26 protein-coding genes and 1 pseudogene are annotated in these 26,999 nt (G+C 72.3%); 21 read left to right on the top strand and 6 right to left on the bottom strand.

Annotated elements, in window-relative coordinates; all coding sequences use genetic code 11:
* Position 1 precedes the first annotated feature (1 nt).
* Positions 2-1,798 carry a gamma-glutamyltransferase family protein gene (locus tag ABIA36_RS02560; protein ID WP_369960704.1) on the bottom strand — a complete coding sequence of 599 codons (1,797 nt, stop codon included), beginning with the start codon at positions 1,796-1,798 and terminating at the stop codon, positions 2-4.
* A gap of 54 nt (positions 1,799-1,852) precedes the next feature.
* On the opposite strand from ABIA36_RS02560, the gene ABIA36_RS02555 reads away from it, so the two are divergent.
* Positions 1,853-2,587: a YoaK family protein gene (locus tag ABIA36_RS02555; RefSeq protein ID WP_369960703.1), complete on the top strand. Its 735-nt coding sequence runs from the start codon at positions 1,853-1,855 to the stop codon at positions 2,585-2,587.
* 25 nt (positions 2,588-2,612) lie between these two features.
* Here the strand turns inward: ABIA36_RS02555 and ABIA36_RS02550 are convergent, their stop codons facing one another.
* Positions 2,613-2,987: a DUF1844 domain-containing protein gene (locus ABIA36_RS02550; RefSeq protein WP_369960702.1), complete on the bottom strand. Its 375-nt coding sequence runs from the start codon at positions 2,985-2,987 to the stop codon at positions 2,613-2,615.
* A 266-nt stretch (positions 2,988-3,253) separates the two neighbouring features.
* Here ABIA36_RS02550 and infC point away from each other — a divergent pair, with 266 nt between their 5' ends.
* From infC to ABIA36_RS02475, 15 genes are all read left to right on the top strand, one after another.
* The gene (gene infC, locus ABIA36_RS02545) at positions 3,254-3,910 is read left to right on the top strand and encodes a translation initiation factor IF-3 (RefSeq protein WP_369962061.1); all 657 of its coding nucleotides are present in this window, start codon (positions 3,254-3,256) and stop codon (positions 3,908-3,910) included.
* Positions 3,910-4,104, top strand: coding sequence for a 50S ribosomal protein L35 (rpmI, locus tag ABIA36_RS02540; RefSeq protein ID WP_369960701.1), 195 nt, complete (start codon positions 3,910-3,912; stop codon positions 4,102-4,104). Before infC ends, rpmI begins: the two co-directional genes overlap by 1 nt.
* Positions 4,105-4,141: 37 nt before the next feature.
* A complete protein-coding gene (rplT, locus tag ABIA36_RS02535) occupies positions 4,142-4,525 on the top strand; it encodes a 50S ribosomal protein L20 (protein ID WP_369960700.1) in 384 nt (127 codons plus the stop codon).
* 303 nt (positions 4,526-4,828) lie between these two features.
* Positions 4,829-5,632, top strand: a complete 804-nt coding sequence (locus tag ABIA36_RS02530; RefSeq protein WP_369960699.1) for a TrmH family RNA methyltransferase — start codon at positions 4,829-4,831, stop codon at positions 5,630-5,632.
* Between the two features lie 46 nt (positions 5,633-5,678).
* Positions 5,679-6,122, top strand: coding sequence for an ArsR/SmtB family transcription factor (locus tag ABIA36_RS02525; protein ID WP_369960698.1), 444 nt, complete (start codon positions 5,679-5,681; stop codon positions 6,120-6,122).
* Positions 6,119-7,159 carry an SRPBCC domain-containing protein gene (locus ABIA36_RS02520; protein WP_369960697.1) on the top strand — a complete coding sequence of 347 codons (1,041 nt, stop codon included), beginning with the start codon at positions 6,119-6,121 and terminating at the stop codon, positions 7,157-7,159. Before ABIA36_RS02525 ends, ABIA36_RS02520 begins: the two co-directional genes overlap by 4 nt.
* 73 nt (positions 7,160-7,232) lie before the next feature.
* Positions 7,233-8,273 carry a phenylalanine--tRNA ligase subunit alpha gene (gene pheS / locus ABIA36_RS02515; RefSeq protein ID WP_369960696.1) on the top strand — a complete coding sequence of 347 codons (1,041 nt, stop codon included), beginning with the start codon at positions 7,233-7,235 and terminating at the stop codon, positions 8,271-8,273.
* On the top strand, positions 8,273-10,831 hold the full coding sequence (gene pheT / locus ABIA36_RS02510; RefSeq protein WP_369960695.1) for a phenylalanine--tRNA ligase subunit beta: 2,559 nt from the start codon (positions 8,273-8,275) through the stop codon (positions 10,829-10,831). The genes pheS and pheT overlap by 1 nt, the downstream gene beginning before the upstream one ends.
* Before the next feature lie 277 nt (positions 10,832-11,108).
* The gene (gene argC, locus ABIA36_RS02505) at positions 11,109-12,158 is read left to right on the top strand and encodes an N-acetyl-gamma-glutamyl-phosphate reductase (RefSeq protein ID WP_369960694.1); all 1,050 of its coding nucleotides are present in this window, start codon (positions 11,109-11,111) and stop codon (positions 12,156-12,158) included.
* Positions 12,155-13,309: a bifunctional glutamate N-acetyltransferase/amino-acid acetyltransferase ArgJ gene (gene argJ, locus ABIA36_RS02500; protein WP_369960693.1), complete on the top strand. Its 1,155-nt coding sequence runs from the start codon at positions 12,155-12,157 to the stop codon at positions 13,307-13,309. Before argC ends, argJ begins: the two co-directional genes overlap by 4 nt.
* A 37-nt stretch (positions 13,310-13,346) precedes the next feature.
* On the top strand, positions 13,347-14,270 hold the full coding sequence (argB, locus tag ABIA36_RS02495) for an acetylglutamate kinase (protein ID WP_369962060.1): 924 nt from the start codon (positions 13,347-13,349) through the stop codon (positions 14,268-14,270).
* The gene (locus tag ABIA36_RS02490) at positions 14,267-15,487 is read left to right on the top strand and encodes an acetylornithine transaminase (protein ID WP_369960692.1); all 1,221 of its coding nucleotides are present in this window, start codon (positions 14,267-14,269) and stop codon (positions 15,485-15,487) included. The genes argB and ABIA36_RS02490 overlap by 4 nt, the downstream gene beginning before the upstream one ends.
* A gap of 31 nt (positions 15,488-15,518) precedes the next feature.
* A complete protein-coding gene (argF, locus tag ABIA36_RS02485; RefSeq protein ID WP_369960691.1) occupies positions 15,519-16,460 on the top strand; it encodes an ornithine carbamoyltransferase in 942 nt (313 codons plus the stop codon).
* Positions 16,457-17,914, top strand: a complete 1,458-nt coding sequence (argH, locus tag ABIA36_RS02480) for an argininosuccinate lyase (RefSeq protein WP_369960690.1) — start codon at positions 16,457-16,459, stop codon at positions 17,912-17,914. Before argF ends, argH begins: the two co-directional genes overlap by 4 nt.
* Before the next feature lie 120 nt (positions 17,915-18,034).
* The gene (locus ABIA36_RS02475; protein WP_369960689.1) at positions 18,035-18,664 is read left to right on the top strand and encodes a DNA-3-methyladenine glycosylase; all 630 of its coding nucleotides are present in this window, start codon (positions 18,035-18,037) and stop codon (positions 18,662-18,664) included.
* A gap of 41 nt (positions 18,665-18,705) precedes the next feature.
* Here the strand turns inward: ABIA36_RS02475 and ABIA36_RS02470 are convergent, their stop codons facing one another.
* Entirely contained in the window at positions 18,706-19,305 is a 600-nt protein-coding gene (locus ABIA36_RS02470) for a hypothetical protein (protein ID WP_369960688.1), read from the bottom strand.
* Positions 19,302-19,928 (bottom strand): DNA-binding protein, encoded by a 627-nt coding sequence (locus ABIA36_RS02465; RefSeq protein WP_369960687.1) that lies wholly within the window; start codon positions 19,926-19,928, stop codon positions 19,302-19,304. Before ABIA36_RS02465 ends, ABIA36_RS02470 begins: the two co-directional genes overlap by 4 nt.
* Before the next feature lie 170 nt (positions 19,929-20,098).
* On the opposite strand from ABIA36_RS02465, the gene tyrS reads away from it, so the two are divergent.
* The 3 genes from tyrS to ABIA36_RS02450 are packed head-to-tail and all read left to right on the top strand — an operon-like array spanning position 20,099 to position 22,427.
* Complete coding sequence (gene tyrS / locus ABIA36_RS02460; protein WP_369960686.1) at positions 20,099-21,430, top strand: tyrosine--tRNA ligase; 1,332 nt, start codon at positions 20,099-20,101, stop codon at positions 21,428-21,430.
* A 27-nt stretch (positions 21,431-21,457) separates the two neighbouring features.
* Complete coding sequence (locus ABIA36_RS02455) at positions 21,458-21,646, top strand: hypothetical protein (protein ID WP_369960685.1); 189 nt, start codon at positions 21,458-21,460, stop codon at positions 21,644-21,646.
* Positions 21,639-22,427: a TlyA family RNA methyltransferase gene (locus ABIA36_RS02450; protein ID WP_369960684.1), complete on the top strand. Its 789-nt coding sequence runs from the start codon at positions 21,639-21,641 to the stop codon at positions 22,425-22,427. The genes ABIA36_RS02455 and ABIA36_RS02450 overlap by 8 nt, the downstream gene beginning before the upstream one ends.
* Here the strand turns inward: ABIA36_RS02450 and ABIA36_RS02445 are convergent.
* Positions 22,412-24,247 (bottom strand): glycosyltransferase, encoded by a 1,836-nt coding sequence (locus tag ABIA36_RS02445; RefSeq protein WP_369962059.1) that lies wholly within the window; start codon positions 24,245-24,247, stop codon positions 22,412-22,414. The genes ABIA36_RS02450 and ABIA36_RS02445 overlap by 16 nt on opposite strands.
* Positions 24,248-24,261: 14 nt before the next feature.
* Positions 24,262-24,483, bottom strand: a pseudogene (locus ABIA36_RS02440) (glycosyltransferase family 2 protein); the annotation flags it as partial.
* A 123-nt stretch (positions 24,484-24,606) separates the two neighbouring features.
* Between ABIA36_RS02440 and ABIA36_RS02435 the strand changes: the two are divergent.
* Both ABIA36_RS02435 and ABIA36_RS02430 read left to right on the top strand, forming a co-directional pair.
* Positions 24,607-25,911: a hypothetical protein gene (locus tag ABIA36_RS02435; protein WP_369960683.1), complete on the top strand. Its 1,305-nt coding sequence runs from the start codon at positions 24,607-24,609 to the stop codon at positions 25,909-25,911.
* Positions 25,881-26,969: a glycosyltransferase gene (locus ABIA36_RS02430; protein WP_369960682.1), complete on the top strand. Its 1,089-nt coding sequence runs from the start codon at positions 25,881-25,883 to the stop codon at positions 26,967-26,969. The genes ABIA36_RS02435 and ABIA36_RS02430 overlap by 31 nt, the downstream gene beginning before the upstream one ends.
* Positions 26,970-26,999: the final 30 nt, after the last annotated feature.

The raw sequence follows: 26,999 nt of genomic DNA, 5'->3' as shown, positions 1-26,999 counted from the left end.
GCTACCGCCCCGCCGCGTACCCCTGCATCCCTCGCGGGTTCGCCGCCGCGTTCAGCACCCCGGTCTCCGGATCCCGCCCCACCGACGACAGCCGCCCGAGCGTCCACCCGCCGGCCCGCGTCACCACGTGTCCGCGCGCTTCCAGTCCCGCGATGACCTCCTCGCCGAGCCGGGACTCCACCACCGCCCCCGCCGGCACCCAGGTACGCGGCCAGAACGACTCCGCGAGCGACGTGGTGTGTAGCGCGGGCGCGTCGATCGCCTGCTGGGGCGTGTAGCCGCCGACGAGGGTGCGCAGCAGGTAGAGGAGCTGCCACTGGTCCTGCTGGTCGCCGCCGGGCGAGCCGAGCGCGGTCACCGGGACGCCGTCGCGCAGCACGAGCGTGGGGGTGAGTGTCGTCCGCGGGCGCTTGCCGGGCTGCAGGGTCGAGGCCGAGCCCTCTTCCAGCCACGTCATCTGCAGGCGGGTGCCGAGGCAGAAGCCGAGGGCCGGGATGGTCGGCGACGACTGCAGCCAGCCGCCGGAGGGCGTGGCTGAGACGATGTTGCCCCAGCGGTCCACGACGTCGATGTGACACGTGTCGCCGCGGGTGGTCCCGTCGCGCGCGACGGTCGGCTCGCCGACGCCGGCGATGGCCTCCGCCAGCGGCGGTTCGTACGCGGTCCGCAGCGGCGGGAGGAACGGCTCGGCGCCCGCCACCCGGCCCGGACGGAACTCGGCCGACGCCCGCTCGCCGATCAGCGCCCCGCGCGCGGCGATGTACTCGGGTGCCAGCAGCTCGTCCACCGGGACGCGCGCGTCGCCGAAGTAGGCGTCGCGGTCGGCGTAGGCGAGCTTCTGCGCCTCCAGGATGGTGTGCGCGCCGAGCTCCGTCGACGGGTCGAGGCGCTCGTCGTCGAAGCCGTCGAGGATGGCCAGCGTCTCCAGCAGCGCCGGCCCCTGGCCCCACGCGCCGGTCTTCGCGATGGTGTGCCCGCGGAACTCCAGCGTCGTCGCCTGCTCGTACGCCGCGCGGAAGGCGGCGAAGTCGGACTCCGCGATCACCCCCGCGTGATCGGTGCCGGGGGAGTGGCGGTGCGGGATGCGCGCGAACGCGGACGCCTCCCGCGCGACCCGGCCGGTAGCCCACTCGGTGCGGGCGGCCTCCACCCGGTCCTCGCGGGTCGGCGCACCGTCGCCCGCCGCTATCAGGTCGCGCAGGACGCGCGCGTACGCCGGGTTGCGGATCAGCTCGCCGGGCTCCGGGACGCGGCCGCCCGGCATCCAGTGCTCGGCCGAGCTGGGCCAGTGCTCGGCGAACAGGCCGGAGACGGTGCGGATCGTCGCGCACACCCGCTCCAGCACGGGATGGCCGTCCTCCGCGTACCCGATGGCGAAGGAGAGGAGGTCGGCGAGCTCCCACGTGCCGTGGTCCTTCAGCAGGAGCAGCCAGGCGTCGACCGCACCGGGCACAGCCGCGGCGAGGGCGCCGGCTCCGGGGACGAGCTCCAGCCCCTCGGCCAGGTAGTGCTCCCTGGTCGCCCCCGCGGGAGCGGGCCCCTGCCCGGCCAGCACCACCGGCGTCGGGTCCTCCGCCGTGGCGAACAGCGCCACCAGGTCGCCGCCCGGGCCGTTCAGGTGCGGCTCCACCACGTGCAGCACGAAAGCACCGGCGACCGCGGCGTCGAACGCGTTGCCGCCGCGCTCCAGCACGGCCTGCGCGCTCGCCGTCGCCAGCCAGTGCGTGGAGGCCGACATCCCGAACGTGCCGGTGAGGGTGGGACGGGAGGTGACGGCGGGGGGAGGGGTGAACGTCATGGTCCCCAGTCTGCACCGCCGCCGGCGCCGCCCTCTCGAATAGGGTGGACCTCCGTGTCCGTCACTCATCGCCTGGGCCGCGCCGACGCCGATCGGCTGCACCTGGCCCTCATGCTCGCCCTCACGTTCTCGACCGGTGTCGTCGACGCCACCGGCTACCTCGGCCTCGACCGGGTCTTCACCGGCAACATGACCGGCAACGTCGTGCTGCTCGGGATGGCGCTGACCGGGACCACCAACCTCCCGATCCTCCGGCCGCTGCTGGCGCTCGGCGCGTTCCTCGCGGGCGCCGTGGTCGGCAGCCGGCTCGTGCGCCGGGACGACGGCTGGTCGGGCCGGGTGACGGCGACGCTCTGGGTGATCGCCGGCCTGCTGACCGCGATCGCGGTGCTGCTGGCCTTCGCGCTGCACCTCGACCCGGAGCTGGTGGGCACGGTCGCCACCTCCGCGCTGGGATTCGCGATGGGGATGCAGGCCGCGCTCGCCCGCCGCGTGAAGGTCGCCGACGTCACCACCGTGGTCGTGACCTCCACGCTGACCGGCCTCGCCGCCGACAGCCGGCTCGCCGGCGGGAACGGCTCGCTCTGGGTGCGCCGCGCGCTCGCCGTGCTGCTCATCACGGCGGGGGCGGCGGCAGGCGCGCTCGCGCTGCTCGTGCACGTGTCGCTCGGCGTCCTGCTCTCGGCCGCGATCACGATCGCGGTCGCATCCCTCGGCCACACCGGCCACCGCGCCCGGGCGGCGGCAACGGAGGAGTCGCCGCTCGACACGCCGGCCTCCGGCAGCTAACGGAGGACTCCCGAGACGGCGTCGATCAGTTGACGGGCCCGGTGTACTTCTCGCCCGGCCCCTTGCCGATCTCGTCCGGGAACGGCGACGCCTCGCGGAAGGCGAGCTGCAGCGAGCGGAGGCCGTCGCGCAGGCTGCGCGCGTGCTGGTCGCCGAGGTGCGCGGCGCTCGCCGTCACCAGGCCCGCGAGCGCGTCGATCAGCTTGCGCGCCTCGTCCAGATCGGTCTGGTGCTCCGGGTCGTCCGCCAGCCCGGTCTTGACCGCGGCGGCGCTCATCAGGTGCACGGCGGTGGTCGTGATGACCTCGACCGCGGGCACCTCGGCGATGTCGCGCGTGGCGCCGGCGATCGCCTCCTCCTCATGGTTGTGACCGTCGGAAATGGGGGATGTGTCGCTCACTGCTTTCCTCTGTTAGAATCGTTCGGGCTCCGGGGCATCTGCCTCGGGACGAAAGTGGAGATTCCTCCCACCCGCGCTTGACCGCTTTACAGGTTACCGGGTCGTTGCACTCCGCCGACGTGCGTCAGCACGGCGGTAGACAGGGTGCTGCACCAGCCCCACGAGATTTTTCGTGGGGCTGCGCTGGTGCGTGGAATCCCCGCTTTCTCCGAACCGTCGACAGACGGCCCGAGCACTCGAAGCATCGCTCATCAGAGGAGACTGACATCAGCGAACCCCGTACGAATGACCGTATCCGCGTCCCCGAAGTTCGACTCGTCGGCCCCAGCGGAGAGCAGGTCGGCGTCGTCAAGATCGAGGTCGCCATCCGACTCGCGCAGGAGGCGGATCTCGACCTGGTCGAGGTCGCGCCCAATTCCAAGCCGCCGGTCGCGAAGATCATGGACTACGGCAAGTTCAAGTACGAGGCTGCGCAGAAGGCCAAGGAGGCCCGGCGCAACCAGGCGAACACCATCCTCAAAGAGGTGCGGTTCCGCCTCAAGATCGACAAGCACGACTACGAGACCAAGCGCAAGCGCGCCGAAGGCTTCCTGAAGGCCGGCGACAAGGTGAAGGCCATGATCCTGTTCCGCGGGCGCGAGCAGTCGCGTCCGGAGCAGGGCGTCCGCCTGCTGCAGCGCTTCGCGGAGGACGTCGCCGAGTTCGGCCAGGTCGAGTCGAACCCGACCATCGACGGTCGCAACATGGTGATGATCATCAGCCCGCTCAAGAACAAGTCCGAGGCCAAGGCCGAGGCCAACGCAGTACGTGCCGCTTCCAAGGCGCGCGCCCAGGGGCGCGACCAGGAGGCGGTTGCTGAGACAGCCGACGCTGCTCAGTCCGAAGAGAGTTCGCCCGCCCAGGCGACGAACGAGGAGAAGTAATGCCCAAGCAGAAGTCCCACTCCGGCGCCAAGAAGCGCTTCAAGATCACCGGCACCGGCAAGGTCATGAAGCAGCAGGCCGGTATGCGCCACAACCTGGAGGTCAAGTCCAGCGACCGCAAGCGTCGCCTCAACCAGGAGCAGGTCGTTCCCGAGGTTGACGCCAAGGTCATCCGCCGGATGCTCGGCAAGTAAACCTCCTCCCCGACACGCACGTAAGGAAAATCGACTAATGGCAAGAGTGAAGAGGGCTGTCAACGCCCACAAGAAGCGTCGGGTCATCCTCGAGCGCGCCGAGGGCTACCGCGGTCAGCGGTCGCGCCTCTACCGCAAGGCGAAGGAGCAGGTCACCCACTCGCTCGTCTACTCGTACCGCGACCGCCGCCAGAAGAAGGGCGACTTCCGCCGCCTCTGGATCCAGCGGATCAACGCCGCGAGCCGCGCGAACGGCCTCACCTACAACCGCCTGATCCAGGGCCTGGGCCTGGCGGGCGTCGAGGTCGACCGCCGCATCCTCGCCGAGCTGGCCGTGAACGAGCCCGCGACCTTCGCGGCCCTCGTCGAGACCGCGAAGAAGGCCCTCCCGGCCGACACCTCGGCCCCGAAGGCCGCGTAAGCAGCACCCCGCACCACCCGAACGGCCCGGTCACCTGACCGGGCCGTTCCGCGTGTCCGGCCTCCGTAACTCCGGAGGCCGCGTCCGTCTCGGCCCGGATGTCCGGAGTTACGGACATCCCGGCGGCGTGTCGGCCGCAACCTCCGGAATTGCCCGCAAATCCGGAGAGCCCGGCCAACACGCCGCTCCGCTGACCGGAACTCCGGAGAACGGGTCGCGGGAGGCGTGATCTCCGGAGTTACGGATCGACCGGGCCGGGGGCGGCAGTACGGATGCGGGAGGCCGCGCCGATAAGCTGAGCGCATGCTTGACAACCCGCGCTCCCCGCGCGTCCGCGCCGTTGCGAAGCTGGCGAAGCGTCCCGCCCGCGCCGAGACCGGGCTCTTCCTGCTGGAGGGGCCGCAGGCGGTCTCCGAGGCGCTCACCTACCGGCCGGAGCTGGTCGTCGAGCTGTACGCGACGCCGACCGCGCTGGAGCGCTACCAGGACATCGCGCAGACCGCGGTGGAGGCCGGCGTCGACGTCGAGTTCGTCACTGAGCACGTGCTCGACACGATGGCCGACACCGTCACCCCGCAGGGTTTCGTCGCCGTGTGCCGGCAGTTCCCGACCTCGGTCCGCGACATCTTCGCCGACGAGCCGCGACTGGTGGCGATCCTGGAGGAGGTGCGCGACCCCGGCAACGCCGGCACGATCATCCGCGCGGCCGACTCCGCCGGTGCGGACGCGGTGGTGCTCACCGGTCGCACCGTCGACCTCTACAACCCCAAGGTCGTGCGCTCCACGACAGGCTCGCTCTTCCATGTCCCGGTGGCGGTGGGCGCCGACCTCGCCGACGTCATCGGCCGCGCGCACAGCGCGGGGCTGCGGGTGCTCGCCGCCGATATCAAGGGCGAGGACCTCCTCGCCGCGCGCCAGGAGGGTCAGCTCGCCCGGCCGACCGCGTGGGTGTTCGGCAACGAGGCCCACGGCCTCGCCGACGACCTGCTCGGGCTGGTGGACCGGGTCGTCACGGTGCCGATCTACGGCCGTGCCGAGTCGATGAACCTCGCGACCGCGGCCTCGGTCTGCCTGTACGAGTCGGCGTTCGCGCAGCGCTCGGAGTGATCGATAAACCTTGCGTTATATAACGCAGGCTTGATAGATTGCCCGCATGGACGGTCTGGAGGCGGTGGGCGACCCCGTGCGGCGGCGCTTCGTGGAGCTGCTCGCGCGCGGTGAGCGCACGGCCGGCGAACTCGCGACGCTCGCCGCCGACGAGTTCGGGATCACCCAGCCGGCGGCCTCCCGGCACCTGCGGGTGCTGCGGGAGTCCGGAGTGGTGGCCTCCCGGGTCGACGGGCAGCGTCGCGTCTACGCGCTGGAGCCGGCCGGGCTGGAGGAGGCGGCGGCCTGGTTCGACGGGCTTGCGGCATTCTGCGCGGTGGAGCTCAGGGCAGCGCGCAGCGATGCCGCGACCCCGGCGCCGAGGGAGCCTGCGACCGAGGTTCTCCAGCAGCGCCTGGACGCGCTCGGCACCGAGCTGGCGCGTGGCCGGAGGGCCCGCCCTCCCCAGCAGCGAACGACCCACCCGCACACCGGAAAGGCCGCCTCATGACCCTCTGGGGAGAGCTCGCCCTCGACGGCCCCCGGCGCTCGGTGACCGTTTCGCGGGAGTACCCCGCGACCGTGGCGGAGGTGTGGGCCGCACTCACCGAGCCTGAGCGGCTGGCCCGCTGGATCGGGCGGTACGAGCAGACCTCCAACGGCTTCCGGCTGGCGATGGGCGGTCCCGGCTCCGACGCGATGGTCGGCGGGCGCGTGCTGGCCTGCGAGCCGGAGCGGCGCCTCCTGGTGTCCTGGCGGTATCGCGACGGCGACCAGATCGAGGCGCCGACCGAGTTGGAGGCCACCATCGAGCGCGCGGGGGAGGCGCACGTCCTGCTCACCCTGACGCACCGCCGCATCCAGGCCGTCACCGCGTCCGTGTACGGCGCAGGCTGGCAGGACGTCCTCACCCACCTGGCCCGCGAGCTCGGTGCGGAGGCGTCGCCGCAGGAGCACGACGGCTACCTCGGCGGGGCCGCCGACCCGGCCGCCTTCGACGCGGCGCTGGAGGAGTACCGCCGCGAGGAGGCCGCCCTCGTCGCGGGCACGACGACGCGGGAGGCTGGACGCTCGGCGGTGTCGCTGCGGCGCCTCCTCGACGCTCCCGTGGCCGAGGTGTGGGACGCCCTCACGCTGCCCGATCGCGTGGGCCGCTGGCTCTGGCCGGTCCTGGAGTGGCCGGACGATCCCGCGCGCGAGCGCCGGCTGCGGCTCGGTGACGTGATGCGGCTCGGCGACGAGAACGTGGCGGGCGCGGTCCAGGTCCTGGAGGTGCTCGAGCTCGAGGAGGGCGCGCACCTCCGCTTCACCTGGGGCGAGGCGGCGGTGAGCATCCGCCTGACGGAGACCGGCGACGGCACGCTGCTGTCGCTCGAGCAAGACGGAGTAGAGGACACCTTCGGCGCCGGGCGGCTGCGCTCGGCGCCCGACTTCGCGGCGGGCTGGCACACGCTGATCGAACAGCTCACCCTGCTGCTCGCTGGGTCGACCGTCCCGGCCCCCGACCGGCTCTGGGAGGCCGCGTACCTGGTGTACTCGGCCCAGTAGCGCCCGGCCCCGCCGCAGAGCCTCACGACTCGGCCGCAGAGCCGTCCACTTGCACCGACTAAACTGGGGAACCGTGTCTGAAACCACAGAAATCACCGAGGCGACCGTCGAGGCGGCCGTCTCCGCGGCGCTCGCCGCGATCGACGCCGCCGGCACCTCGGACGCGCTGAAAGCCGTCCGCCACGACCACACCGCGGAGCACTCCCCGCTCGCGCGGCTGAACGCCGCCATCCGCTCGCTCCCCGGTGACCAGAAGGCTGCGGCCGGCAAGCTCGTCGGTGGCGCCCGCGCCCGCGTGAACCAGGCGTTCACGGCGAAGGAGGCTGCGATCGCGGCCGAGGAGGACGCCGCCCGGCTCGCCGCAGAGGCCGTGGACGTCACCGCCGTCCCGATCCGCTGGACCCCCGGCGCCCGGCACCCGCTCAGCCTCCTGCAGGAGCGCATCGCCGACATCTTCGTCGGCATGGGCTGGGAGGTCGCGGAGGGCCCGGAGCTGGAGAGCGAGTGGTACAACTTCGACGCGCTCAACTTCGACGCCGATCACCCCGCGCGAGCGATGCAGGACACCTTTTTCGTCGAGCCGACGAACGCCCACCTCGTGCTGCGCACCCACACCTCGCCCGTGCAGCTGCGCGCCCTCCTCGGCAACGACCTGCCGGTCTACCGGATCGCGCCCGGCCGGGTGTTCCGCACCGACGAGTTCGACGCGACGCACCTCCCGGTCTTCACCCAGACCGAGGGCATCGCCGTCGACAAGGGCCTGACGATGGCGCACCTGCGCGGCACGCTCGACCACTTCGCCAAGACGCTGTTCGGCGAGGGCGCGCGTGTTCGCCTGCGTCCCAACTACTTCCCGTTCACCGAGCCGAGCGCCGAGCTCGACCTGTGGCACCCGACCTTCAAGGGCGGCGCGCGCTGGATCGAGTGGGGCGGCTGCGGCATGGTGAACCCGAACGTGCTGCGCTCCGCGGGCATCGACCCGGAGGTTTACTCCGGGTTCGCGTTCGGGATGGGCGTCGAGCGGGCGCTGATGTTCCGCAACGACGTGAAAGACATGCGCGACATGGCCGAGGGCGATGTCCGGTTCTCCCAGCAGTTCGGAATGGTGGTCTGATGCGCGTCCCCCTGAGTTGGCTCGGCGAGTACGTCGACCTGGAGCCCGGCACGACGGCCGAGGAGGTCCACGCCGCCCTCGTGTCCGTCGGGCTCGAGGAGGAGGACGTCCACACCTTCGAGATCAGCGGCCCGGTCGTCGTCGGCCAGGTGCTTGAGTTCGTGGAGGAGCCGCAGAGCAACGGCAAGACCATCCGCTGGTGCCAGGTACGCGTCGCGCCCGAGGCCAAGGACGGACAGCAGAGCAAGGCGGCTGACGGCGGCGAGGACGTGCGCGGCATCGTCTGCGGCGCCCGCAACTTCCTGCTCGGCGACAAGGTCGTGGTGACGCTGCCCGGCTCGGTCCTGCCCGGACCGTTCCCGATCGCCGCGCGCAAGACCTACGGCCACGTCTCGGACGGCATGATCGCCTCCGCGCGCGAGCTCGGCCTCGGCGACGACCACGAGGGCATCCTGCGGCTGTCGACGCTCGGGCTCGACCCGGAGGTCGGCACCGACGCGATCTCGCTGCTCGGCCTCGACGACACCGCGGTGGAGGTCAACGTCACCCCCGACCGCGGCTACGCCTTCTCGATCCGCGGCATCGCCCGCGAGTACTCGCACGCCACCGGCGCGGCCTTCCGCGACCCGGCCGAGGCGGTCCGCGTGCACTCCACCGGCGCCCACGCGCACGGCTTCAGCGTGACGATCGACGACCGCGCCCCGATCCGCGGGCGCGTCGGCGCGACGGTGTTCGTGACCCGCGTGGTCCGCGACGTCGACGGCAGCCGGCCGACCCCGCCGTGGATGGTCGCGCGGCTCAAGCTCGCCGGCATCCGCTCCATCTCGCTCATCGTGGACATCACCAACTACGTGATGCTCGAGCTCGGCCAGCCGATCCATGGCTACGACCTCGACAACCTCTCCGGCGGCATCACCGTTCGCCGGGCGCACCCGGGCGAGACGCTGGTGACCCTGGACGACCAGACGCGCGCGCTGCACGAGGAGGACCTCCTCATCACCGACGAGTCCGGCGCGATCGGCCTGGCCGGCGTCATGGGCGGCGCGTCGACCGAGATCGGCCGCGGCACGAGCAACGTGCTCGTGGAGGCCGCCAACTTCGACCCGGTGTCGATCGCCCGCACCGCCCGCCGGCACAAGCTGCCGAGCGAGGCCTCCAAGCGCTTCGAGCGCGGCGTCGACCCACGCGTCGCGGTCGCCGCGGCCGCGCGCGTCGTACAGCTGCTGGAGCAACTCGCCGGCGGCCACGCGGACGAGCTCGGCTCCCTGCTCGACGACGCGGGTGAGGCCGAGCCCATCCGCCTGCCGAACGCGTACATCCCGAACCTGATCGGCGTGGACTTCACCGACGACGAGGTCCGCGGCGCGCTCGCGGAGATCGGCGGGACCGTGACGAGCGACGGCGACGCGCTGCTGGTCGTGCCGCCGAGCTGGCGTCCCGACCTGCGCGACAAGTCCGACCTGGCCGAGGAGGTCGCCCGCATCGTCGGGTTCGACCGCATCCCGTCGGTGCTGCCCGTGGCGCCTCCCGGCCGCGGCCTGTCGCGCGCGCAGAAGCTGCGCCGCGCCGTCGCCCAGATGCTCGCCGACAACGGCGCGACCGAGGTGCTCGCCTTCCCATTCGTCTCGGAAGCCCAGAACGACCTGTTCGGCTCACCCGAGGCCGGCGGCGTGCCCGCGGTGCGCCTGGCGAACGCGCTCGACGCGACCGCCCCGTACCTGCGCACCTCGCTGCTCCCCGGCCTGATCGACGTGGCCAAGCGCAACCTGGCGCGCGGCCTGGTCGACCTGCGGATCTACGAGCTCGGGACGGTGTTCCTGCCCGGCGGCGACGTGCTCGGCAGCCCGGAGCTGCCCCTCGGCGCGGCCCTCCCGGGCGACGACGTGCTCGCCGGACTGAACGCGGGCATCCCCGCGCAGCCGCGCCACCTCGCCGGCCTGATCGTCGGCAACGTCGTGGACAAGCAGCCGGGCCAGGCCCCGGTCGCCGCCGGCGTGGCCGACGCGCTGACCGCCGTGCAGCAGACCGCGACCGCCGTCGGCGTCCGCGTCGAGCCGGTGCAGGGTCGGCACCAGGCCCTCCACCCGGGACGCACCGCGGAGCTGGTCGCGCACGCCGCAGACGGCACGCGGGTCCCGGTGGGCTACGCCGGCGAGCTGCTGCCCGCGCTCGCGGAACACCTCGACCTGCCGCGCGTCGTGGCCGTCTACGAGCTCGACCTGGACGCGCTCATCGCGGTGGCGCCCGCCGACATCGTCGCGGGCGTGATCGCCGGTTTCCCGGCGGCCACGCAGGACCTCTCCCTGGTCGTGCGCGACGAGGTCCCGGCCGGCGAACTGCTGGCCGCGGTGCGGGAGGGCGCTGGCGCGCTCCTGGAGGACATCCGCCTGGTCGACGACTACCGCGGCGCGGGACTCCCGGCCGGTCACAAGAGCCTCACCTTCGCCCTGCGCTTCCGCGCGGACGACCGGACCCTCACGGCGGCGGAGGCCAGCGAGGCGAAGCTCGCGGGGGCGGCGCGCGCGGAGGAGCTGTTCGGGGCGCACATCCGCGAGTAGTCGTCCGCCGCCCGACCACGCAGAACCGCTGCGCATCCCCTGGATCGCAGCGGTTCTCCTGTTTCCACGGGATTCGGGCCTTCTGTGACGAGGGCGATTTGGCGACCGACCCGGCCAGGGCGCTAGGGTGGTCTACATGCTTACCGTCGGTGCCCCCTCCACGCGCCGACGCCTGCGCGACCGCCGAATCTAGGCGGCGCTCGGGCGACCCTTCGCGGTCGGACAGGGGCGTCGCCGGATCCCGGCCCCCTGTCGTCCACCTCATCAAGGAACAAGCATGACTTTCTCGGTTGCCGTCGCCGGTGCCTCCGGGTACGCGGGTGGCGAGCTGCTGCGCATCCTCGCCGATCATCCCGATTTCGAGATCCGCACCGTGACCGCGCACAACAACGCCGGTCACCCGCTCGCCGCGCACCAGCCGCACCTGCGCTCCCTCGCCCACCTCACCCTCTCCGAGAGCACGGCGGAGGACCTCGCCGGCCACGATGTGGTCTTCCTCGCGCTGCCGCACGGCCGCTCGGGCGAGGTCGCCGCGCACCTCGCGGCCGACACGCTCGTGGTCGACGCGGGCGCCGATCACCGGCTGGAGGACCCGGCCGACTGGGCGGCGTTCTACGGCGGCGAGTACTACGGCTCCTGGGCGTACGGCGTCCCGGAGCTCCTCGTCGGGGCGGACGGCGCCAAGCAGCGTGCGAACCTTGCCGGGGCGACCCGCATCGCCGCGCCCGGCTGCAACGCGAGTGCCGTCTCGCTCGCGCTCGCGCCCGGCATCCACGCCGGCGTGATCGAGGAGGAGGACATCGTCAGCGTCCTCGCCGTCGGGCCGTCCGGCGCGGGGAAGTCGCTCAAGACGATGTATCTGGCCAGCGAGATCCTCGGCTCCGCCAACCCGTACGCGGTCGGAGGGACGCACCGGCACATCCCGGAGATCCAGCAGAACCTGCGGAAGGCCGGCGCGACGAAGCCGACCGTATCGTTCACCCCGGTGCTCGTGCCGATGTCGCGGGGCATCCTGGCGACCTCCACCGCCCGGGTGAAGCCGGGGGTGACCGCCGCGCGGGTGCAGGAGGTCTGGGAGGCCGCCTACGCCGACGAGCCGTTCGTGCACGTCCTCCCCGCGGGAACCGTGCCGCGCACCGCGGACGTGCTGGGGTCGAACACCGTGCTGATCGGGGTCGCCCTCGATGAGGCGGCTGGCCGGGTCGTGACCGTGGTCGCCATCGACAATCTGTACAAGGGAACCGCCGGCGCGGCGATCCAGTCCGCCAACATCGCTCTCGGGCTCCCCGAGACCGCCGGCCTCAGTGTGAACGGAGTCGCGCCATGAGCGTCACCACCGCCAAGGGATTCTCCGCCGCCGGCGTCGTCGCCGGCCTCAAGTCGAGCGGCAAGCGCGACCTCGCGCTCGTGCAGAACCGCGGACCGCTCACGGCGGCCGCGGCGGTCTTCACCACCAACCGCTGCAAGGCGAACCCGGTGCTCTGGAGCGAGCAGGTCATCGCCGACGGTGTGGTCTCCGCCATCGTCCTCAACTCCGGCGGCGCCAACTGCTACACGGGCTCGCAGGGCTTCCAGACCACGCACGCGACGGCGGAGGCCGTGGGCTCGGCGCTCGGCGTCTCGGCCGGCGACGTGCTGGTCTGCTCCACCGGCCTGATCGGCGACCAGCTCGACGTCGAGAAGCTGACCGCGGGCGTCGCGCAGGCGGCCACCGCGCTCGCGGGCGACTCCGGGCTCGGCGCGGCCGAGGCGATCATGACGACCGACACCCGGCCCAAGCAGGCCGAGCAGGTCTCGCCGGCCGGCTGGGCGGTCGGCGGCATGGCCAAGGGCGCGGGGATGCTCGCGCCGGGCCTGGCGACGATGCTCGTGGTCATCACCACGGACGCCCTGCTCGACTCCACGCAGCTCGACACCGCGCTGCGCTCCGCGACCCGGGTCACCTTCGACCGGCTCGACTCGGACGGCTGCATGTCCACCAACGACACGGTCGCGCTGCTGGGCTCCGGCGCCAGCGGCGTCGCACCCGACCCGGCGGAATTCACGCTCGCGCTCACCGAGGTGTGCCGCAGCCTGGCGAAGCAACTCCAGGAGGACGCCGAGGGCGCCTCCCACGACATCACGATCGAGGTCGTGAACGCCCGCACGGAGGACGACGCCGTGACGGTCGGCCGGGCGGTGTCCCGCTCCAACCTGTTCAAGGCGGCCATCTTCGGCAACGACCCCAACTGGGGCCGGGTGCTCGCCGCGGTCGGGACCACCGACGCCGCGTTCGACCCCTACGGGATCGACGTCGCGATCAACGGCGTGCAGGTGTGCACGGCGGGGGAGCCGGACCAGCCGCGCGAGCTGGTCGACCTGACCCCGCGCGCGGTGCACGTGCTCATCGACCTGCACGCGGGCGACGAGACGGCGGCCATCCTCACCAACGACCTGACCCACGACTACGTCCACGAGAACAGTGCCTACTCGAGCTGAGATGACGACCCCTACCGAGATGACGACACAGCCCGAGATGACGACGCAGCCCGACACCGACGACGAAACCGCGGAGGCCGCCGACCGCGCCGCCGCCGCCGACAAGGCCGCGACCCTCATCGAGTCGCTGCCCTGGCTGAAGACCTTCCACGACCGCATCATCGTGGTGAAGTTCGGCGGCAACGCGATGGTGGACGACGACCTCCAGCGCACCTTCGCCGAGGACATCGTCTACCTGCGCTACGCCGGCCTCCGCCCCGTGGTCGTGCACGGCGGCGGCCCGCAGATCTCCGCGATGCTCGACCGGCTCGGCATCGAGAGCGAGTTCCGCGGCGGCTACCGGGTGACGACCCCGGAGGCGATGGACGTCGTGCGCATGGTGCTGACCGGTCAGATCAACCGCGACATCGTGAGCAACATCAACAAGCACGGCCCGCTCGCCGCCGGTCTCTCCGGGGAGGACGCCGGACTCTTCCAGGGCCGCAAGCGCGGTGTCGTGGTGGACGGCGACGAGGTGGACCTCGGCCTGGTCGGCGACGTCGTCGGCGTGAACCCGGAGGGCGTCCTCGCCCAGCTCGACGCCGGCCGCATCCCGGTGGTCTCCTCGATCGCGCCGGACATCGACGACCCGGGCCAGGCGCTCAACGTCAACGCCGACGCCGCGGCGGCCGCGCTCGCCGTCGCGCTCGGCGCCGCCAAGCTCGTCATCCTGACCGATGTCGCCGGGCTCTACAGCGACTGGCCGAACCGCGAATCCCTGCTGTCCAAGATCGCCGCGCCCGAGCTGCGCGAGCTATTGCCGGCCCTGGAGTCCGGCATGATCCCCAAGATGTCGGCCTGCCTGGACGCGGTGGACGGCGGCGTCCCGAAGGCCGCGATCATCGACGGGCGGGTGGCGCACTCGATCCTGCTCGAGGTCTTCACACAGTCCGGAATCGGTACGGAGGTGGTGCCCGCATGAGCGCACACAGCGGAGACGCGAACACTCAGGGGCGCTGGAAGCCGCGCTTCGGCGACGCCATGATGCGCACGCTGGCGACCCCCAAGCTCATGCTCGCCCGCGGCGAGGGCTGCCGGGTCTGGGACGTCGACGGCCGCGAGTACCTCGACTTCCTCGCCGGCATCGCGGTCAACTCCCTGGGCCACGCGCATCCGGCGCTGGTGGAGGCGGTGAGCAGCCAGGTGGCGACGCTGGCGCACGTCTCCAACTACTTCTCCACGGCGCCGCAGCTCGAGCTCGCGGAGCGGCTGCGAGCGATCACGGGCGCCGGCGAGCACGGGCGCATCCTGTTCGGCAACTCGGGGGCGGAGGCCAACGAGGCGGCGTTCAAGCTGGCGCGACTCAACCGGGGACCGCACGGCCGGCGCACGCGCGTGCTCGCCCTCCACAACGCCTTCCACGGCCGCACGATGGGCTCGCTCGCGCTGACCGGCAAGCCGCCGATGCGCGAGGCGTTCGAGCCCCTGCCCGGCGGCGTCGAGCACATCGACTCGACCATCCACGCGCTGGAGGCCGCGATCGACGACCGCGTGGCTGCGCTCTTCGTGGAGCCGATCAAGGGGGAGGCGGGCGTTCTCGACCTCCCGGAGGGCTTCCTCCAGCGCGCGCGGGAGCTCACCGAGCAGCACGGCGCGCTGCTGATCATCGACGAGATCCAGACCGGGATCGGCCGGACCGGGCGCTGGTTCGCGTACCAGCACGCCGGCATCCTCCCGGACGCCATCACCGTCGCCAAGGGCATGGCCGGCGGTGTGCCGATCGGCGCACTGATCACGTTCGGCACGGCGTCGGAGCTCTTCTCGCAGGGGCAGCACGGCTCGACCTTCGGCGGCAACCCGCTGGCGACCGCCGCGGGCAACGCGGTGATCGGCGAGATCGAGCGCGCCGACCTGGTCGGCAACGCCGCCCGCCGCGGCGAGGAGCTGCGCGCCATCCTGCGCTCCTACGACTCGCCGCTGATCGGCGACATCCGCGGCGCCGGCCTCCTCATCGGCGTCGGCCTCACCGACGGCGAGGCGCACCGGCTCTCCGACGCGGCGCTCGCCAACGGGCTCATCATCAACGCGCCGAACGAGTCCAGCATCCGGCTCGCGCCGCCGCTGATCGTCGGCGACGCCGAGCTCGCGGAGTTCCGCGAGCGGTTCGGCCGCGCGCTGGCCGACGTGCACGCCTCCTGACCTCCCGACCGACCTCCAGCAAGGAGTCCCGATGACCCGTCACTTCCTCCGCGACGACGACCTGAGCCCGGCCGAGCAGGCCGAGGTGCTCGACCTGGCCGCGCGCCTGAAGGCCGACCGCTTCTCCGCGAAGCCGCTCGCCGGCCCGCAGACCGTCGCCGTCATCTTCGACAAGACGTCGACCCGCACGCGGGTCTCGTTCGCCGTCGGGATCGCGGACCTCGGCGGCAGCCCGCTGATCATCCAGAGCGGCGACAGCCAGCTCGGCGGCAAGGAGTCGCTGGCCGACACCGCGCGGGTGCTGGAGCGCATGGTCGCCGCGATCGTCTGGCGCACGTTCGCGCAGACCGGGCTGGAGGAGCTCGCGGAGGGCACGACCGTCCCCGTGATCAACGCGCTGTCGGACGAGTTCCACCCCTGCCAGATCCTGGCCGACCTGCAGACCGTCCGCGAGCACAAGGGCCGCACCGAGGGGCTGACGCTCGCGTTCTTCGGCGACGGCGCCAGCAACATGTCGCACTCCTACCTGCTCGGCGGCGCCACCGCCGGCATGCACGTGCGCGTCGCGGCTCCCGCGGTCTACGCGCCCGACGCCGCCGTGCTCGCCGACGCGGCCGCCATCGCCGAGCGCACCGGCGGCTCGGTCGCCGTCTTCACCGACGCCCGGGAGGCCGCGGCCGGCGCCGACGTCGTCATCACCGACACCTGGGTGTCGATGGGCAAGGAGGACGAGAAGGCCGAGCGCGTCGCCGTCTTCGGCGACTACACGGTGAACGCCGAGCTGATGGGGCTCGCGGCGGACGACGCGGTGTTCCTGCACTGCCTGCCCGCCTACCGCGGGCTGGAGGTGACGGCCGAGGTGATCGACGGCCCGCAGTCCGTGATCTGGGACGAGGCGGAGAACCGCCTGCACGCCCAGAAGGCGCTGCTGGCCTGGCTGCTGGCCAAGAACGAAGAGGAGAGCGCCGCATGACCGCGGACACTACGGACGGCGTCGGCAAGACCGACGAGGGCAAGCTCTGGGGCGCGCGCTTCGCGGGCGGACCCTCGCCCGAGCTGGCCGCGCTGAGCAAGTCGACCCACTTCGACTGGGCGCTGGCGTCGTACGACATCGCCGGCTCCCGGGCGCACGCGCACGCGCTCGCGGCGGCGGGCTACCTCGACGACGTGGAGCTCGCGGGGATGATCGGCGCCCTGGACGTCCTCGAGACCGACGTGATCTCCGGCTCCTTCGTCGCTGCCGAGAGCGACGAGGACGTGCACGGCGCCCTGGAGCGCGGCCTGATCGAGCGGGCGGGCGCCGAGCTCGGCGGCAAGCTGCGCGCCGGCCGCAGCCGCAACGACCAGATCGCCACGCTGGTGCGCCTCTATCTGCGCGACCACGCCGGCATCATCGCGGAGCGCCTGATCGCGCTCATCGACGCGATCGCCGCCCAGGCGGACGCGCATCCCACCGCGATCATGCCCGGCCGCACCCACCTGCAGCACGCCCAGCCCGTCCTGCTCGCCCACCACCTGCTCGCGCACTGCTGGCCGCTGGTGCGCGACCTGGAGCGGCTGGCGGACTGGGACCGGCGTGCCAACGTCTCGCCCTACGGTTCCGGCGCGCTCGCCGGGTCCACGCTCGGGCTCGACCCGTTACTGGTCGCCCGGGAGCTCGGCTTCGCGATCAGCTCGGAGAACTCCATCGACGGCACCGCGGCGCGGGACGTGGTGGCCGAGTTCGCCTTCGTCGCGGCCCAGATCGGCGTGGACGTCTCCCGCTTCGCCGAGGAGATCATCCTCTGGAACACGCGCGAGTTCGGCTTCGTGACCCTGGACGACGCCTACTCGACGGGCTCGTCGATCATGCCGCAGAAGAAGAACCCCGACATCGCCGAGCTCGCCCGCGGCAAGGCCGGTCGCCTCATCGGCAACCTGACGGGCCTGATGACCACGCTCAAGGGCCTCCCGCTGGCGTACAACCGCGACCTCCAGGAGGACAAGGAGCCCGTCTTCGACTCGGTGCAGACGCTGGAGGTCGTGCTCCCCGCGTTCGCCGGGATGGTCGCGACGCTCCGCTTCCACACCGAGCGGATGGCGGAGCTGGCCCCGCAGGGCTTCTCGCTCGCGACGGACGTCGCCGAGTGGCTGGTGAAGCAGCACGTGCCGTTCCGGAACGCGCACGAGATCACCGGCAGCCTGGTGAAGTTCGCCGAGGACAACGGCCTGGAGCTGAGCGACCTGACCGACGAGCAGCTCGCCGCGGTCTCGCCGCTGCTCACGCCCGAGGTGCGCTCCGTGCTGACCGTGGAGGGTTCGGTCGCGAGCCGCACCGGGGCCGGCGGCACAGCGCCCGACCGCGTCGCCGACCAGCTCGCGTCGCTGACCGAGCGCGTCCGCGCGCTCACCCGCGCCCTGGTCGCGACCCGGCGGGACCTGGGCTGATGGCCGGCAAGCGCCCGGGCTGGCTCATCCCGCTCATCGTCGTCGTGGCGGTCGCGGTGATCGTCATCGGCCTGATCGTGACCGTCGCCGCCGGCGGCCGGATCTTCTGAGCCGGGCCGCGTGACCCTCTACCGGCCCGGACGCGACGTGTTCACCGCGTCGGCGCTGGAGGTCGCCCCGAGACTGCTCGGCGCGGTGCTGCGGCACGAGACCGAGGAGGGCGTCGTCGGCGTCCGGATCAGCGAGGTGGAGGCCTACGTCGGGGACGGCGTCGACCCCGGCTCGCACTCCTTCCGCGGCCGCACGAAGCGCAACGCGGTGATGTACGGCCCGCCCGGCCACCTGTACACGTACTTCACCTACGGGATGCACGTCTGCGCGAATGTGGTGTGCTCGCCCGAGGGGGTGTCGTCGGCGGTGCTGCTGCGGGCGGGGGAGGTCGTGGAGGGCGCCGACCTGGCGGCGCACCGGCGCGGCGGCCCGGGCGGCAGGATCGTGCCGGCACGCGACCTGGCGCGCGGCCCGGCTCGGCTCGTGGTGGCGGCGGGCATCCTGCTGTCCGAGAACGGCTCCGACCTGTTCGCGCCCCCGTTCGACCTGGAGCTGCCGAGCGTGCAGCCGTCGTACGAGACCGGCCCGCGCACCGGGGTCTCCGGCGCCGGCGGCGGCCTGACCTTCCCGTGGCGGTACTGGATCCCCGGCGACCCCACCGTCAGTCCCTACAAGCGCCACCCCAAATCCCACGACTGAGCACGGTCGAGGGGCGCGTCGAGCGGTGGGTCGAGCGGCGGTCAGGCGACGGCGAAGCGGAACAGCCCGGCGCAGACGCAGGCCCAGATGAGGCTGACCAGCGTGCCGATGATGAAGCGCTCGCGCGCCTCCGGAGCCTCCAGCTCGGTGAACCGGCCGACGCCCTTGATCGCGATCAGCACGCCGAGCGCCTCAGGGAAGCCCGCCATGATCGAGCCGGTCGTCGCGAAGCGCTCCAGATAGCCGATGGTCATCCCGCCGCGCAGCACTTCGCGCGTCTCCTCGATCCCGCTGACCCGGTCGTGGACGACGATGCCGCCGTGGACGCCCGGCACCGAGGTGCTCCGCGTCGCCAGTGCGAGGGTGAGCTGCGCCGCCGGTCCGCCGCCGACGACGCTGAGCGCGAGTGCCACGACGCCGATGAGCACGCGGAAGACCAGGGGTGCGCCGTGCGGGGGTACTGCGACGAGGAGGAACGCGAGCCCGAGCAGCCCCACCGCGGTGTAGACCAGCGGCCGGCGCGGCGTGCGCAGCGTGGCGATCATGCAGCACACGGCGGCGATGGCGCTGATCAGCGCGAGAGCCCAGAGCACGATCGGCAGGACGCTCGCCAGGAGTTGCGGCACGGGCAGGGTGGTCATCCGTCCTCCGGTCGTCCGGCCGACTGCTGGGCTGCGTCGGCGGTCCCCAACAGCCTAACCAGGGCGGGCTGCGCCGCCAGGTCGGCGCGCAGGCCGGCGGCGCGGGCGCGGTCGTTCGCCGACTGCGGGGTGATGCCCAGCCGCGCGCCGGCCTCCGCCTGGGTCAGCCCGGCGGCGACGAGGTCGTAGAGCTCCCAGCCCGCCTCGCTGCGGGCCGCCCGCAGCGTGAGGAGGAGGCCGACGAGCGCCTCGACGTCGGCGGCGGCCTCCGGCGCCACGAGCGCCTCCGCGGCGAAGCGCAGCGGCGTGCGCTTGGCCCGGGTGACTGCGGAGCGGGCGGCGACGAACGCGTCGCCGCTGGCTTCGCGCGTCGCCTCGGGGAGGGGCGAGCGCACGTCCCCGATGCCGAGGCCCACGCTCCAGGCGTCGCCGCGCGCGAGCGTGAGGACGATGTCGAGGGCGGTGGCCGGGTCCGCGGTGAGCGCCTGGAGCTCGTCGCCGGCGTTCCGGTCGGCGGGCAGCGCGAGCCGCTCGCCGTGGCGCTCGTTCAGCTCGGCGAGCATGGGAGCGACGATGTCGGGCCGGCTGCGGCTGTCGACCTGGTCTGCGGTGACGACGAACACGAAGAACCTCCTCCGGGTGCGCTCCGGCTCGGGTGAGGCGGCGCGCTGGCATCAGGACTGTGAACCTGATCGGCAGGCTATCAGGTCCTGAAACCTGATTCAACCCCTATCAGGCCTGTAGACCTGATCTCCAAACGAAGCGGAAGGAGCGCCGCTGCTACTCTGTGGGGGTGCCAGAAACCGCCGCCGCAGCAGACCGCAGCAGCGCAGAGCAGAGGCTCAGCGCGCAGACCAACGACCCGTCGTTCGACGACGTCTGGGACGAGCTGAAGTGGCGCGGACTCGTCCACGTCTCCACCGACGAGGCCGCGCTCAAGACGCTCCTGGCCGGTGACCCCATCACGTACTACTGCGGCTTCGACCCGACCGCGCCGAGCCTCCACCTCGGCAACCTCGTGCAGCTCCTGACCATGCGCCGCCTCCAGCTCGCCGGGCACAAGCCGCTCGGCCTCGTCGGCGGCTCGACCGGTCTCATCGGCGACCCGCGCCCCACCGCCGAGCGCACGCTGAACACCAAGGAGACCGTCGCCGAGTGGGTCGGCTACCTCCAGCAGCAGGTCAGCCGCTTCCTGTCGTCGGAGGGCGACAACGCCGTCCGCCTGGTCAACAACCTGGACTGGACCGCGCCGCTCTCGGCGATCGACTTCCTGCGCGACATCGGCAAGCACTTCCGCGTCGGCACGATGCTGAAGAAGGACGCCGTCGCCGCCCGCCTCAACTCCGACGAGGGCATCTCCTACACCGAGTTCAGCTACCAGATCCTGCAAGGCCTGGACTTCCTGGAGCTCTACCGTCAGTACGGCTGCGTCCTGCAGACCGGCGGCAGCGACCAGTGGGGCAACCTGACCAGCGGCACCGACCTCATCCGCAAGGTGGAGGGCGTGCACGCCCACGCGATCGGCACCCCGCTCATCCTGAACGCCGACGGCACCAAGTTCGGCAAGAGCGAGGGCAACGCGATCTGGCTCGACCCGAGCCTCACGAGCCCCTACCGGATCTACCAGTTCTGGCTCAACGCCGACGACGCCGACGTGATCGACCGCCTCAAGGTCTTCACCTTCCTCCACCGCGAGGAGATCGAGCGCCTGGAGCGCGCGGTCGCCGAGGAGCCGTTCCGCCGCGAGGCCCAGCGCCGCCTCGCCTACGAGGTGACGGCACTCGTCCACGGCGTCGAGGCGACGGAGGCCGTGATCGCGGCGTCCGAGGCGCTCTTCGGCCAGGGCGACCTGGCCGAGCAGGACCGCGGCACCCTGGAGTCGGCCCTCCGCGAGCTCCCCAACACGACGACGGCCTCCTCCACCACGATCGCCCAGGCGCTGGTCGACACCGGGCTCACCAAGAGCCTCGGCGAGGCCCGCCGCGCGGTCGCGCAGGGCGGGGTGTACGTGAACAACGCGAAGGTGGAGGACGCGGAGTCGCCGGTCGGCGAGCACCTGCTGCCGGGCGGGATGGTGGTGCTGCGGCGCGGGAAGAAGACGCTCAGCGGCGTGTTCGTCGAGTAGCGGACACGCGCGGGTAAGGTGACGGACATGCAGAACCAGGCGGCGGCAGGGGACGGCGACCGGCCGGACGACGCTTCGGCGACCCCGGACGGCCTCCTGTCGCAGCTTGAAGTGATCGAGGAGCAGCCGCTGGCCGCGCGCGCCGAGGCGTACGCGCAGCTCCACGAGGAGCTGTCGGCCCGGCTCGACGGCGCCGACGCCCCACGGCATGGCTGAACGGCTCGACGTCGCGCTCGCCGCGCGCGGGTTGGCGCGGTCGCGTACGCATGCCGCGACGCTGATCGCGGACGGCCTGGTGACCGTCGACGGCAAGCCCGTCGTGCGGGCCTCCACGAGGGTGGGGGAGGAGCAGGCGCTCGTCGTCGCGGGCGCCGACCACTACGTGAGCCGTGGCGCGCACAAGCTGATCGCGGCGTTGGACGCGTTCGAGGTCCCCGTCGCCGGGCGCGTCGCGCTCGACGCGGGCGCCTCGACCGGCGGGTTCAGCCAGGTGTTGTTGGAGCGCGGGGCCGAACGGGTGATCGCGCTGGATGTGGGGCACGGGCAGCTCGACGCCGCGCTGGCCGGAGACGCCCGGCTCAGCTCGTTCGAGGGTGTGAATGTGCGGTTCCTGACGCCGCATGTGCTCGCCGACCTTCTCGGCGAACCGCTGCAGCCGTCGCTGGTGGTGGCCGATCTGTCGTTCATCTCGCTTCCGCAGGTGATCCCGGCGCTCCGGGGAGTCGCCGCGCCGGACGCGGACTTCGTTCTGCTGATCAAGCCGCAGTTCGAGGTCGGTCGTTCGGGCGTGCGCGAGGGGATCGTCCACGAGGCGGATCGACGAGCCGACGCGGTGACCGGCGTGCTCTGGGCCGCCCACGACATCGGCCTCGGCACCCGGGGGCTGATCCCTTCGCCGATCGCGGGTTCCCGCGGCAACCGTGAGTTCCTCGTGCATCTGTCCGAGCGCGGCACGAACCCGACGGAATGGCTGTCGACCGCTCAGGACCTGGCCTGAAGGATCCACTCCACCAGCCGGTTGGTCCGGTCGTCCGCGTACTCCTCCAGTAGCGCCGAGCGGTCGTCGTAACGGCGCGCCGGGTCCACCGCGACGAGCGCGTCGGCCAGCGATCCGGCGTCCCCCGGCACGGTCGCGATGAGTTGGTCGCCCACGAGGGGACGCAATTCGTCGAGTGCGGGACTGTCCTGGGTGATCACCGCGCGGCCGCAGGCGAGGCCCTGCCACAGCTTGTTCGCGAGCACGCTGCGGGCCTTCGCCGACGAACCGAACACGCCGAGCACGACATCGTGCGCGGCGATCCGGTCGCGCAACGCGGTCTCCGGCACCGGGTCCTCGAAGGTGGTGATCGGGCCGAGGCCCCTGTCGGCGACGGCGCGTTCGATCGGCGTGCGGCCGTCACCGCCCCCGATCAGAGTGAGGCTCACCGGCCGGCGGAGCCGAGCCTCGGCGACGGCGTCCACGACAAGCGGGAGGCCGTGCAACGGGATGTAGTTGCCGTAGTAGAGGACCCGCAGCGTCGTGTCCGTCTCCGGAAGCGGTGTGCTTACCGCCCACGCCGGAGCGCCGACGGGGATCGCGAAGGTGTTCGCCGCTGTGCGCCGGCGGTGACGGGCGACGACGGCAGCCGCGCGCAGGTCGGTGTCGATCAGATAGGCGTCGGCCACGGTCGCCGCGAGCGCGTCGATCGACCGGTACGCGATACCCCGCGCCGAGCGACGTCGCGCAGTGCCCCAGTCGTCGATGTGCGTCTCGGCCAGCCCCACGAACCCGTCGACGACCAGGGGGACCCGGCGCAGTCGTGCGATGCACCACGCTCCGGGGACCAGCTTGAACCCGAACTCGGAGACGACGATCGCGCGGGCACCACGCGAGGCGCGCCAGATCGCGGCGAGATCGGCGACCGCGCCGCGCGCGCCGGGGGACCTCGACTTGCCAGCCGGGACGACGCGGGCCCGGCCGTCGGCCAGCGGAGCCCGGAGGCGCGCGTTGCGTGGATAGTCCGGGTCGTGGATGCCGACATACGCGACGGCGACGCCCCTGCCGCGGCGGCCCGCCCGTGCATCGCGAAGCCCGTCCTTCAGGCGCAGTGCGAGCGGGAGGCCGACGCGGTAGAGCGCGGGGGCGTACCGCACCGCGGCGATCGTCGCCGCGGTGCCACGATTCCGGCGCAGGAGCGCGCCGATCGAGAGGTGCGCGCTCGCGGCACGAGCGCGCCGGATGCCGTCGTCGCGGACCGCTGCCGGCGCGTTCCAGCGGATCGGGGTGAATGCGGCGGCGCCCGCATAGAACCAGGCGTCGAAGTAGTCGACGAGACCGGGATCGACCGGCGCCTTCGTCGCCGCGATCACGTCGTGCATCGCGTCCCGCGCGGCTTCCAGGTTGCTCAGCCGGGGTGAGCGCACGCGGGTCAGAGATCCGGGGCGGCGCAGATAGCGGTAGACGACGTCCGGGATGACGGCGACGGTCGTCGCCGCCCCGACGGCGCGGAGCAACCCGACGAAATCCGACTGCGACGTGAGCGACGGGAACGGGGCGACGCCAAAGACGGCGCGCCGGATGAGCTTCGACCAGAGGAACCCGTGCACTCTGCCGGCCAGCATCATGCGGAGGTATTCGTCCCGCGCCACGGTGCGGCGCTCGTCGACGCCGTCGATGACGCGTCCGGGACGGTCGGGATCGTGCCGGTACTCGGCGCGCGCCGAGACGATGTCCGCGCCGGTCTCGCCGGCCGTGCGCGCCAAGCGCGTGGCGCTGTCGGGGAACCAGTCGTCGTCGTGGTCGACGAACCAGATGTACTCGCCCCGAGCCGCCTCCAGAGAGCCCGGTTGCGTGCGCCGCCCACGCCGAGGTTCGCCGCGTTCCGAAGCGCCACGACGCGGCTGTCGCGCGCGGCGAACGCTTCGATCGCGGGCCAGGTCGCGTCTGTCGAGGCGTCGTCGACGAGGACGATCTGCAGGTCCGGATGGTCGAGGGCCTCGAGCCTCGCGACGAACTCCGGGAGGTCGCGCTCGGCATCGTGGAGCGCGCTGATCACGGTCACGGCGGGAAGCATCCATAAGAATACAGCGTGTAGAGTGTGGAGCCTGAGCGGCTTCCCGACGTGCCGGACAGGCGAATCCCTTACCGCGCGCCCCTGTCTCCGAGTGGCTCTCCTGTCTCCGAGTGGAAGGGCTCCATGCCTGCCAGCACACACCGCGTCGCCGCCGTGCTGCGCAGAGCGCGCAGGCTTGCGGCCCTGGCGGCCGGATACCTCGCCCTCCCGCTGCTCAACGCGGTCTCACCGCTGCTTGCGCTGCCGGCGATCACCGCCGCGTACAGCGGGCAGGCCTTCGCCGCGATCGCGATCGGTCAATCGCTGGGCGCCGCCGCGGGCGTGGTGGTCGAACTCGGCTGGAGCCTCTCGGGCACTCAGCGTGTTGCCCGCCAGTCACCGCGCAACCGCGCGCGCTCGTTCGCGCTCTCACTGGTCACGAAGCTCATGGCCGCCGTCCCGTTCACGACCGCGGCGAGCATCGTGGCGTTCGCGCTCGCCCGCGAGCACGCCGAGATCGCAGCGCTGGTCGCCGTCGCGACCTCGCTGGGCACCCTCTCGGCCGGCTGGATCTACCTGGGGATGATGAAGCCCCAGACGTTCCTCGTGGCGGAGGCGATTCCGCGGGCGGTGATCATCTCGCTCGCCGCCCTGGGCCTCCACTTCGGCGCGCCTCTCCTGCTCTATCCGCTCGCGCTGTTGTGCTCCTCGCTGCTGGGGCCCGCGCTGGGCTGTCTCGTGCTCGGGGTGCGTTCCCGGGACTTCGTCGCCGTGGGCTTTCGTCGGTGCCTGATCGTCATCCGGAGCCAGTTGCACGCGGTGACGACCGGTGTCTTCTCGAGCATGTACATCGCGCTGGGCGTCACCGTCGCGACCCTGGGCTCGCCGCAGGCGACCGTCCTGTACGGATCGGTGGACCGGCTGCAGAGGATGGCCCAGCAGGTGCTGGCCGCGTCGAACACCTTCTTCAAGGGCTGGGTGGGTCGCGCGGTGGACCCTTCCACGCGGGTCGCGCGGGCGCGCACCGCGATCGCCGCCGCGGCCGTCGTGGGCGCACTCGCCGGGATCGTCTTCGCCGCGCTCGCGCCGATCGCCGCCGCGGTGCTCTTCTCTGGCACCGTCACGGTTCCCCCGCTCGCCGCCGTCATCGCGGGCGCCTCGCTCTGGATCATCACGCTCAGCATGGCGATGGGCGGAGTCATGCTCGTGACCTTGAATCGGGTCGCGGCTGTCGCTCGCTCGGCGATCGTGGGAGCCGTGGTGGGAGTCCCGCTGATCTACGCCGGCGCCGTCCTCGGCGGCGGCACGGGTGGTCTCGCCGGTCAGCTGGCCGCCGAATTCGCCGTGCTGTCCGTCCAAGCCGTGGCGGTCTTCCGCGGTCTGCGAGAACTGAATCGTACGAACTCAGGGAGGGAATCATGCGCATCGTCCACCTCACCAACAAGATGAGCAATCTGGCCGATGGCGTCGTCAACGTCGTGGTCGATCTCTCGACAGCCCAGGCGGCCGCCGGCGACGAGGTCGTCGTCGCGTCGACGGGCGGCGATTACGAACCCCTCCTCCGCGACCGGGGCGTGCGGACGGCGCGCATCGATTTCACCGACCGAGGGCCTCGGGGGCTCCTACGCGCGCGCGGGAGGCTGCGCGCGCTCATCGCGGAGTTCCGGCCGGAGGTCATCCACTCGCACACGATGACCCCGGCGTTGCTGGCGTCCACGTTGAGGACGCCCGGTGCGGTGACGGTCGGCACCGTGCACTCCGGGCATCAACGCGAATCACGGCTGCTGGGCGTCTGCGATGTCGTCGTGTGCGTCAGCGGCGCGGTGGAGCGGTCGATGTCGCAGAGCGCGCTCTGCCGCGGCAAGACCGCCGTCGTCTACAGCGGGGTCGTGGGCACTCCGCGCCGTTCCGGCGACGTCGTCGTGCCGAAGCTGGAAGGGCGCTCCGTGGTGGCCGTCGGCTCGCTGAAGCGCATCAAGGGGACCGACGTCCTGCTGCGGGCGTTCGGGCGGGTGGCGGCCGAGCTGCCGGACGCTCACCTCTACTTCGTCGGAAACCTCGACGACGAGGAGCTGGTGCGCCCCTTCCGGTCCGAGCCGTGGTTCGGTCGCGTCCACCTGGAGGGCTTTCACCCCGATCCCACGGGATACCTGCTGGCCGCCGACGTCTTCGTGCAGGCGTCCCGTCGGGAGGCTCTGGGCCTGGCGATCCTGGAAGCGCTGCACGCCGGCATCCCGGTGATCGGGAGCGACTCGGAGGGCATCCCGGAAGCGCTGCAGCACGGTCGCGCGGGGGACATCTTCCCCAATGAGGACGATGCGGCGCTGGCCGACCTGCTCCTCCGGCGGCTGCGCGAGACGCGTGACCGGGCGGCGGACGGGCCGCGACCCGATGCGCCGTCCGCGCCCGGGGGGCGACGCGACTTCTCTGTGGCCCGGATGGCCGCGGACTACGACGCCGTGTACCGGCGTGCGCGTTCCGGGCGTTCCTCCACGCCCGCGCCCTGACTGAACGTTCTCCACAATCTGCCCGGCTCT

It is taken from the genome of Leifsonia sp. EB34, assembly GCF_041260585.1.
In the GTDB taxonomy this organism is placed as follows: Bacteria; Actinomycetota; Actinomycetes; order Actinomycetales; family Microbacteriaceae; genus Leifsonia.
This window is presented reverse-complemented; position numbering and strand designations above follow the sequence as displayed.